This is a genomic window from Methylobacterium longum (genome assembly GCF_022179385.1).
Taxonomy (GTDB): Bacteria; Pseudomonadota; Alphaproteobacteria; order Rhizobiales; family Beijerinckiaceae; genus Methylobacterium; species Methylobacterium longum.
In genome coordinates, this window is sequence record NZ_BPQS01000054.1 from 24,425 (window position 1) to 33,401 (window position 8,977).

At 65.2% G+C, this 8,977-nt stretch carries 8 protein-coding genes; 7 read left to right on the forward strand and 1 reads right to left on the reverse strand.

All coding sequences use genetic code 11. The annotated features are described in order from the left end of the window. Positions 1-266 precede the first annotated feature (266 nt). Positions 267-1,157: a LysR family transcriptional regulator gene (locus MFF58_RS26705; RefSeq protein WP_238292403.1), complete on the forward strand. Its 891-nt coding sequence runs from the start codon at positions 267-269 to the stop codon at positions 1,155-1,157. Between the two features lie 289 nt (positions 1,158-1,446). On the opposite strand, the gene MFF58_RS26710 is transcribed toward MFF58_RS26705, so the two are convergent. After that, on the reverse strand, positions 1,447-1,671 hold the full coding sequence (locus MFF58_RS26710; RefSeq protein ID WP_238292405.1) for a dodecin: 225 nt from the start codon (positions 1,669-1,671) through the stop codon (positions 1,447-1,449). 499 nt (positions 1,672-2,170) lie between these two features. On the opposite strand from MFF58_RS26710, the gene acuR reads away from it, so the two are divergent. From acuR to MFF58_RS26740, 6 genes are all read left to right on the forward strand, one after another. After that, positions 2,171-2,815 (forward strand): acrylate utilization transcriptional regulator AcuR, encoded by a 645-nt coding sequence (gene acuR / locus MFF58_RS26715; protein WP_435404736.1) that lies wholly within the window; start codon positions 2,171-2,173, stop codon positions 2,813-2,815. A gap of 23 nt (positions 2,816-2,838) precedes the next feature. Beyond that, positions 2,839-3,822, forward strand: a complete 984-nt coding sequence (gene acuI / locus MFF58_RS26720; RefSeq protein WP_238292409.1) for an acrylyl-CoA reductase (NADPH) — start codon at positions 2,839-2,841, stop codon at positions 3,820-3,822. Positions 3,823-3,972: 150 nt separating this feature from the next. Then, the gene (locus MFF58_RS26725) at positions 3,973-5,193 is read left to right on the forward strand and encodes an ABC transporter substrate-binding protein (protein WP_238292412.1); all 1,221 of its coding nucleotides are present in this window, start codon (positions 3,973-3,975) and stop codon (positions 5,191-5,193) included. A gap of 12 nt (positions 5,194-5,205) precedes the next feature. Further along, positions 5,206-6,441 carry an MFS transporter gene (locus MFF58_RS26730; RefSeq protein WP_238292414.1) on the forward strand — a complete coding sequence of 412 codons (1,236 nt, stop codon included), beginning with the start codon at positions 5,206-5,208 and terminating at the stop codon, positions 6,439-6,441. Positions 6,442-6,461: 20 nt separating this feature from the next. Beyond that, positions 6,462-7,283, forward strand: a complete 822-nt coding sequence (locus MFF58_RS26735; protein WP_238292416.1) for an enoyl-CoA hydratase-related protein — start codon at positions 6,462-6,464, stop codon at positions 7,281-7,283. Then, a complete protein-coding gene (locus tag MFF58_RS26740) occupies positions 7,280-8,728 on the forward strand; it encodes a class I adenylate-forming enzyme family protein (RefSeq protein ID WP_238292418.1) in 1,449 nt (482 codons plus the stop codon). Before MFF58_RS26735 ends, MFF58_RS26740 begins: the two co-directional genes overlap by 4 nt. Positions 8,729-8,977 lie beyond the last annotated feature (249 nt).

Consider the following 8,977-nt stretch of genomic DNA (forward strand, 5'->3'; position numbering starts at 1 on the left):
GGTGGCGTCCGTTGAGATCACCCTACCAGCATCCTAGTGCATAAAAAGCGCATTATTTTGGAGCTGTTCGTTCGGAAAAAGCGAACTCGGCGTGCAGCGCACTAGGAATTGGAATTATTTTTCGCTTAGAATCTGGGGGCGGCGGTTCCCTCGCCAGCTGAGACGATGCCCTGAAGCTGCCATGTCGGTCTCTTGCTCCGTAGATCGCCGCCAGTGCACCCTTTGGCTCTCACGCACGGGGGACTTCAGGTCCAGGCGAGGCAAAGGTGGCCGTGAACATCAAACAGCTTGAGACCTTTTTGGAGATCGCGCGCTGCGGGAGCTTCACCGGTGCAGCGGATAGATTGAACGCGACAATATCGACTGTGTCAGCTCGGATTCAGGGGCTTGAGCAGGATCTCGGGGTGTTGTTGTTCGATCGAGTAGCGCGGAAGGCGAGTCTGACGGCAAAAGGGCGTGAACTGCAGATCTACGCGGAACGTGCCGTTGCCGCGTGCTCTGAAATCCGTTTGAAGGTGGGTAGCGGAGAGGCCTTGTCGGGCTGTGTGCGTCTCGGCGTTGCAGAACTGGTGGCGGTGACCTGGTTGCCGACTTTTGTCGAGTTAATTCACCAAAATTATCCAAGGCTAACACTAGAATTGAGCGTTGCCCTGACCGCCGACCTTCAACATATGATGGCACACGGGGAGATAGACCTCGCATTGATGCCATCCACGTGTTTCGACCCTGATATCTCTGCCCGGTCGCTCGGCTACGTTCGCTTTGCCTGGATGGCAGGCCAAGCGATTTCATTGCCAGACCGAGTGATCGAGCCCTCCGACTTCCGCGACCTTCGTGTCCTCTCTTTGGGCAAGAACAGCTTTCATTATCGGACCGTCGAGGGTTGGCTTAGCGCGCGTGGCCATGAGGTTAGAGCGGTCGATCTCTGCAATAGCATGGGGGCAATCGCATCGCTGACGAAAGCTGGAATTGGGGTCAGCTTACTACCGGTCCAGTGTTACCAACCAGAGATCGCTTCGGGCGTCTTCCGAGTGCTTGCGACGCACCCGGAGGGTCCGTTGGTTGAATTTTTCTCCGTGCACGCCTCGAACTCTTCGACATCGATTCCTTCGTTGATGGCCGAAATGGCCGTGCGAGCGAGCACGTTCGAAGTGTAGATGTTTGATCCCGGCATTTGACGGTGCAGTCTCAACGCTTGCGTGGCTGTGCGCCGCGCCGAATGACGCCCGCAGACCCGCCACGAGGCTTGGGTCGCGGTGGTTCGAGCGGCGATCACCAGCCCGGATTCGTCCAGCCGCAGTTCGGCGGCGCGAGGGTCGTCCGGGACCGATGGCCGATGGGGTCGACATCGGCATTGCACTGCCCCGATCCATACGAGAAACAACGCCCGAACCATCCGCCAGCACCGAATGTGCGGATGAATCCCTTCTGAATGCTGATTATACACTAAGTTCCTGGTGAGGCGCTTTCCATCGTGAAGCCAACCTTCAAGGTGACCTGGTAGTGCTGTACCTTGCCGTCCTCGATCTGGCCGCGTGTCTCCATCACCTGGAACCACCGCAGGTTCCGCACGGTCTGGCCGGCGCGTGCGATAGCACCCTGGATCGCATCCTCAATCGACGTCGTGGATGAGCCAACCAACTCGATGACCTTGTAGGCGTTGTCTGACACAGCAGCCTCCCATCATGAGACAAGCTGCCAGGATCGACCCGAAGCTGGTACGAAGCAAGCGCTCAGCGGAGTGCCATAAGTTCGAGGACCGGCTCACGAGCCGTTGAACTTCCTGCAGTGCGGAAGGGCAGTGAACCGGTAACCTGACGATATCAGCTTGAGGAAGGCTGCCCAAACCAGCTAAATGACCGGGTTGGTCGCCAAGCCGAATGGCCGGCTTCTCGCTCATTGGCGATCGGGCATGTCGTAGCCTGGCCGTTTGCGGAATGGCTGCTTCGGGGCGTTGGACGGGGAAAAGCGGACACACCGTTATCAACCAAACCTTACCTTAGAAGCTTGTTCGGTCCTGATACTGGCCCAACGCCTCAGGTCCGAACGATACGACCTCAGCGCTTAACGGCCTGTGGCTCGTTTCAGCGAACAGCGGAGCACGAGATCGGTCCAACAGCTGCTTCCATCCGTCGTTGCCTTTAATAATTAACCGGTCTATTTCTAAATCATGAAGCCCAAATCGGTCTCAGCAGTCACGGCACGGAAGAGGGGGCGCCCGCCGCGGCTGGAGCCGGCCTACGGAATGTCGCGAGAGGCCTTGATCCGGGCCGGCGTCGCGCTGCTGTCGGAGAAGGGGTACTCAGCCACCGGCCTCGAAGAGGTCCTACGCAGCGCCGGTGTGCCGAAGGGTTCGTTCTACCACTACTTCGCGAGCAAAGATGTCTTCGGTGCCGAACTCGTCGACGCGTACGCGGACTATTTCGCGCGCAAGCTCGACCGCTGGTTACTCGACGAAAGCACGGCCCCACTTCAGCGCCTGAGGAACTTCGTCGCCGACGCGCGTGTCGGTATGGCGCGCTACAAGTTCCGCCGCGGCTGCGTCGTCGGCAATCTCGGGCAAGAGATGAGCGCCCTACCGGAGTCTTTCCGGGACCGCCTGCATGGGGTTCTGCTGGACTGGCAGACGCGGACTGAGCGCTGTCTCCGAGATGCCCAGGCCGCCGGTGAGATCGCCGCGGACGCCGATTGCACGGCGCTGGCGGCCTTCTTCTGGATCGGCTGGGAGGGCGCGGTCCTCCGCGCAAAACTTGAGCGCAACCCTGAGCCCCTCGACCTCTTCGCCAACCTGTTCCTGACCTGTCTGGCGCGCTGAGCGCCACCCGCGGAGTGCACCGGATGTTCAAGGCGATCGTGATCGAAAAGGACGAGGCCGGCTACCGCGCCGGCTTGCGCGAGATCGACGAGGCGCAGCTGCCCGACGGCGACGTCACCGTCGATGTCAGCTACTCGACACTGAACTACAAGGACGGACTCGCGATCACCGGCAAAGGGCCGGTCGTGCGCAAGTTTCCGATGGTGCCGGGCATCGACGTCGCCGGCACCGTCCGCGAGTCTCGACATCCCGATTACAAGACGGGTGATCAAGTCATCCTCAACGGCTGGGGTGTCGGCGAGACCCACTGGGGCGGGCTGGCACAGGTCGCGCGCCTAAAGGGCGACTGGCTGGTCCCGCTGCCCGAGGCGTTCACGCCGCGCCAAGCGATGTCCATCGGCACCGCCGGCTACACCGCGATGCTGTGCGTGATCGCGCTCGAACGCCACGGCGTAAGCCCGGACAAGGGCGAGGTCGTCGTCACCGGCGCGGCCGGCGGCGTCGGCAGCACCGCGGTCGCCCTCCTGTCGCGGCTCGGCTACACCGTCGTGGCGGTAAGCGGACGCTCGGAGGAGGCTGGCTACCTGCGCGGACTCGGCGCAGCTGAGGTGCTCGACCGGGCGGCGTTCTCGCAGCCGGGCAAGCCGCTCGCCCGGGAGCGCTGGGCGGGGGCTGTCGACGTGGTCGGCAGTCACACCCTCGCGAACGTCTGTGCTGCCACGAAGTACCGTGGCGTCGTCACGGCCTGCGGTCTCGCGCAGGGCATGGATCTGCCGGCGAGTGTGGCCCCGTTCATCCTGCGTGGTGTCAGCCTGATCGGCATCGACAGCGTGATGTGCCCGCGGCCTGAGCGGCTTGAAGCCTGGGGCCGGCTTGCCCGTGACTTGGACCTGGTCAAGCTCGACGCAATTACGAACGAAATCGGCCTGACGGATGTCGTAGCCACGGCAGAGCGCCTGATGGCCGGCCAGGTGCGCGGCCGCGTGGTCGTCGACGTCAACCGCTAAAGGTCTCGATCCAACCCGGCAGTTCGACTGCTGGCGCATGTAACAAGAGCACGAGGAAAATCTGAGTACAATGACTTGACGACAAGCGCGGCGCCGCCGCCGGACTGACAAAAACAATCGCAGTCCGCTCATAACAATGGAGGAACGACCATGAAGGTTGTATTCGCGCTGGCGATGCTGTTCAGCGGCACGGCTGCTGCGCACGCCGATCCTCTGCCGACCTTTCGCATCGGCGTGCTGAACGACCAGTCCGGCCTCTACGCCGACATCGCCGGCCCCGGATCGGTCGAGGCCGCACGCATGGCGGTTGAAGACTTCAAGCCGGAGGACAAGGGCTTCCGTGTCGAGGTTCTATCGGCCGACCACCAGAACAAGCCCGATATCGGTGCGGCTATCGTGCGGCGCTGGTTTGACGTCGACCATGTCGACGCCATTGTCGACGTGCCGACATCGTCGGTTGCGCTTGCCGTCTCGAACATCGCGAGCGAGAGGAATAAGGCCTTTCTCATCGCCAGCGCTGGCAGCTCGGACCTGACCGGCAAGAACTGCACCCGCACGAACGTCCACTGGACCTACGACACCTGGGCGCTCGGCAACAGCACGGCCCGCGCGGTGATCAAGCAAGGCGGAAGATCTTGGTATTTTCTCACAACGGACTATGCGTTCGGCCACGCCCTTGAGCGCGATGCCACCGAGGCCGTGACGAAGGCCGGCGGCAAGTCCCTCGGCCACGTCCTCGCGCCCTTCCAGAGCACCGACTACTCCTCCTACCTTGTCCAAGCCCAGGGCAGCGGCGCGCAGGTCGTCGCGCTCGCCAATTCTGGCGGCGACACGATCAACGCCATCAAGCAGGCCTCGGAGTTCGGCCTCACCGAGGGCGGGCAGAAGCTCGTCGCACTCCTGGCCTTCATCTCCGACATCCATTCGATCGGCCTGAAGGTCGCTCAAGGTCTGACCCTGACCGAGGCGTTCTACTGGGACCTCAACGACGGCACCCGCGCCTGGGCGAAGCGGTTCGCAGCTCGCAATGGCGGCCGCTACCCGACCATGAACCAAGCCGGCACCTACGCTTCGACGCTCCACTGGATGAAGGCCATCGCCGCCATCGACAAGGACAAGGCGCATCACGGCACCGAGGTCGTCACGCAGATGAAGGCGATGCCGACCGAGGACGCGTTATTCGGGCACGGCTCGATCCGCGCCGACGGGCGCACCATCCACGACCTCTACCTGTTCCAAGTGAAGAGCCCGGCGGAGTCGAGGGGCGCGTACGATTACTATAAGCTTCTCGACACCATCCCCGGCGAGCAGGCCTTCCGGCCCATGGCCGACGGGGGCTGCCCCCTCGTGGCCAACACAGCCGCGAAGTGAGGTGGCCTGGCCATGGCGCTCCCTGACGCGGTCGAGGGCGCTGACGCCGCCGCCAAGCGGACGGCGATGGCGCTGCTGCTTCTCAGCGAGGTTGCGGCAATGGCGACGTGGTTCGCCACCACCGCCTCGATCGGCGCGATCCGCACGCACTGGACGTTGAGCCCCTTCCAGGAGGCTCTGCTCACCAACAGCGTCCAGGCCGGGTTCGTCGCCGGTACCCTAGTCAGCGCGCTGTTGGGGCTAGCGGACCGGTTCGACCTGCGCCGGCTGTTCTGCGGGTGCGCCGTGGTAGCGGGCCTCGCCAACTTGGCGATGCTGGCCTTCGAGCCTACTTCGCCGGTGGTGCCGCTGCTACGCTTCGTGACCGGGGCCTGCATGGCCGGCGTCTACCCGGTCGGCATGAAGATCGCCGCGACCTGGGCGGTGGGCGACCTGGGGCTGCTGATCGGCCTGCTGGTGGCCGCGCTCACCCTCGGCTCGGCGCTCCCGCATCTCGTGGCGGCATTCGGCCAGCTCGACTGGCACCTGCCGGTGCTCGGCGCGGCGCTGGGGGCGCTCCTGTCTGCTGCCCTGATCCGCTTCGTGCGCCTCGGGCCGCTCCGGTCGGAGGCGCCACCGCTGCGTCTGGAGAACGCGCTGGAAGCCTGGCGCAACCGCGGGGTGCGGCTCGCCAACCTCGGCTACCTCGGCCACATGTGGGAACTCTACGCGATGTGGGCCTGGATCGGTGCCTTCATGGCTGCGAGCTTCCGGGAACGCTACGGCAATGCGCCCCCGTTCCCCCCAGAACTCGCCGCCTTCGCTGTGGTCGCCGCCGGAGCTTTTGGTGCCATGCTAGGCGGCTGGGCGGCGGACCGGTTCGGACGCACCCTGGTCACCGGAGCCTCGATGCTCGCCAGCGGCTGCTGCGCCATCGCGGTCGGCTTCCTGTTCGGCGGCCCCGCCTGGGCGGTGCTGTCGGTAGGCGTGCTCTGGGGCGTAGCCGTGATCGCAGACTCGGCGCAGTTCTCCGCTGCGGTGAGCGAACTCAGCGATCGCCGGCTGATCGGCACGATGCTGACCGTCCAAACCTGTGTCGGTTTCCTGCTGACGCTCGTCAGCATCCAGCTCATCGCCTTCGCGGGGACCTATTTCGGCTGGCGCTTCGCCTTCGCGCTGCTTGCTATCGGGCCATTCCTGGGGCTCGCCTCGATGCTGCGGCTGCGGCGCCTGCCCGAGGCCAAGCGACTGGCGGGAGGACGCAAGTGACAGCGAGGAGAAAGCCGCCTGTGACCTTCACGACGATCACCTACGAGACGCTCGCGCCCGTGGCCCGCATCACGCTGAACCGACCGGAGCGCACCAACGCGATCAGCGCGACCATGCTCGACGAACTCGCGCAGGCGATGGACGCGGCCGAGGCCGACGCGGCGGTGCGCGCCGTGATCGTGCGCGGGGCCGGTACGGCCTTCTCCTCGGGCTTCGACCTCAAGGATCAGATGGCACTCCGGCCCGAAGGCGTGAGCCAGTGGCGCCCTATCCTGCGCAAGGACTTCGACGTGCCGATGCGTTTCTGGCACTGCCCGAAGCCGACCATCGCGGCGGTGCGCGGCCCGTGCCTTGCGGGCGCCTGCGAGCTGGCACTGGCCTGCGACCTGACCGTGGCGGCCGAGGACGCCTTCTTCGGCGAGCCGGAACTCAAGTTCGGGGCCGGCATCGTGGTGATGATCCTGCCCTGGATCGTCGGGCCGAAGGCCGCCAAGGAGATCATCCTCACGGGCGAGGACCGCATCCCGGCGCGGCGCGCCTACGAGATCGGGATGGTCAACCGGGTGGTGCCCGCCGCCGATCTCGACGACAGCGCCCTACACCTCGCCCGGCACATCGCCGCGATCGACCCGAACCTCGTTAAGGAGACGAAGCGGGCGATCAACCGCTCCATCGAGGCGCGCGGCATGCTGGAAGCCTTGGAGACGGCCCTCGACATCGACCTGCTGATCGAGGGCGAAGGGTCGCCGGACAAACGGGCCTTCATGGACATCGCCCGATCTCAAGGCCTCAAGGCGGCGCTGGCGTGGCGGGACAGCCGCTTCCCGGGAGCCAGGTCATGACCGGGGCGCTCGCGACGATCATGCGCGAGGGGCTCGCCCAGTCGGGCAGCCGAGTGGACGAGGCCTTCGGTCTCGGGATGTCGGGGCACGAGCTCGACGCGCACGCGGACCTCGTGGCGGGATTGCTGCGCGAGGCAGGCGTGCGTCCGCATGAGCCCGTGCACGTGAGCATCGGCAACCGGGCCCTGGATCTCGGGACGCTGCTCGGCGTCTGGCGGGTAGGGGCTGTCGCAGTGCCCGTGCATCGGACCGCCGCGCCGCTCACCCGCGCGGCGGTCGAGCGGGCGACGCGCGCCCGCTTCTTGGTCGATGGGCTCACCCTAGATACGATCGTGGACAAGGCGCCGCCTGAGCGGCCACTTCTGGATGGGGCTGCGCTCGTGGTCTTCACCTCGGGCAGCACCGGAGCACCGAAGGGCGTGGTGCTCGGGCACGATGCCCTGGCGCGCAAGCTCGCGGTCCTCGATCGGTTGCTGGACTTCCGTCCGGACGATGTGGTCGTGGTCCCGCTCCAGTTGACGTTCATCTTCGGCATCTGGGCGAGCCTCCTTGCGATCCGCTCTGGGGCGACCCTCGTCCTCATCCCGAAATTCACCCACGCGACGCTGTCGGGCCTGCTCGCGGCAGACGCGACCGTGCTCGCCGCGGTGCCGACAATGCTGCGGGCCTTGCTTGCCGATGGTGCTCCGCCGGGTCCTAAGCTCCGCGCGGTGCTGACCGGGGGCGAGGCGCTCAGCCCGTCCCTTGCCCAAGCGGCCTGCGGCAGCTGGCCGGACGCCGAGCTAATCGACCTCTACGGCTCGACCGAGACCGGCTCCTGCGACTTCTGCCACTGGCCGCGGGATGCCGCGGTGGCCGGGTCCATCGGTGTCCCGACAGAGGGCGTGTCGTTCCGCATAGTTCGAGACGACGGCACGCTGGCCCCTCCCGGCGAGGTGGGCGAGCTGCAGATCTGCACCGTGTGCGGCATGCTGGGCTACCTCGACAATGCCGAGCTGACCCAAGCCTCATTCGAGGCGAGTCACTTCAGAACGGGAGATCTCGCACGTCTGCGCCCGGACGGTCAGGTTGAGCTCGTCGGACGCTCGAAGGAGATCATCTCGCGTGGCGGCAACAAGATCTCGCCGCTGGAAATCGAGAACGCCCTCTGCGCGCATCCGGACGTCGCTGCAACCTTGTGCGCCGGCGTACCCGACGAACGTCTCGGCGAGGCGATCCACGCCGTAGTTGTGCTGAAGCCCGGGCTCGCGTTGACGGTGGACGAGCTCAGGCGCTGGGCGTCAGCCAACCTCGAACGCTACAAGGTGCCGGACGTGATCGTCTTCAGCGACGTGCTGCCATGTGGCGCGACCGGTAAGGCGAGCCGTGCGATGGTCAGTACGATCACACTGGTGTCCACCGACACTTCGACAGCGAGCATGCATCGCGCGCTGCCGGGGCTTTGAGCATCAGGTACTTAATCCCGTTTAGATCTGAACTCAAAACGGAGGAAACGATGCCGGTCCAGCATGCTCCCTCGCCCCCGGCTGAAGACGAAGCCTGCCCCTGTCGCGACGGCATGTTCGCCACCCGCGGCGCCGACCTGACCTGACCGGCTGGCTTTGGACCGGGCTGATTGAGAGGATCAGCCTGGACCAGAGGAGTTGGGGATGAAGCGAGGACAGAGGCCGAGCGCGGAACAGGTCGTGCTGATG

Bases quoted from the DNA above. Each gene is read 5' to 3' on its own strand.
- acuR (WP_435404736.1), top strand. From the start codon at position 2,171: ATGAAGCCCAAATCGGTCTCAGCAGTCACGGCACGGAAGAGGGGGCGC.
- acuI (WP_238292409.1), top strand. From the start codon at position 2,839: ATGTTCAAGGCGATCGTGATCGAAAAGGACGAGGCCGGCTACCGCGCC.
- MFF58_RS26725 (WP_238292412.1), top strand. From the start codon at position 3,973: ATGAAGGTTGTATTCGCGCTGGCGATGCTGTTCAGCGGCACGGCTGCT.
- MFF58_RS26730 (WP_238292414.1), top strand. From the start codon at position 5,206: ATGGCGCTCCCTGACGCGGTCGAGGGCGCTGACGCCGCCGCCAAGCGG.
- MFF58_RS26740 (WP_238292418.1), top strand. From the start codon at position 7,280: ATGACCGGGGCGCTCGCGACGATCATGCGCGAGGGGCTCGCCCAGTCG.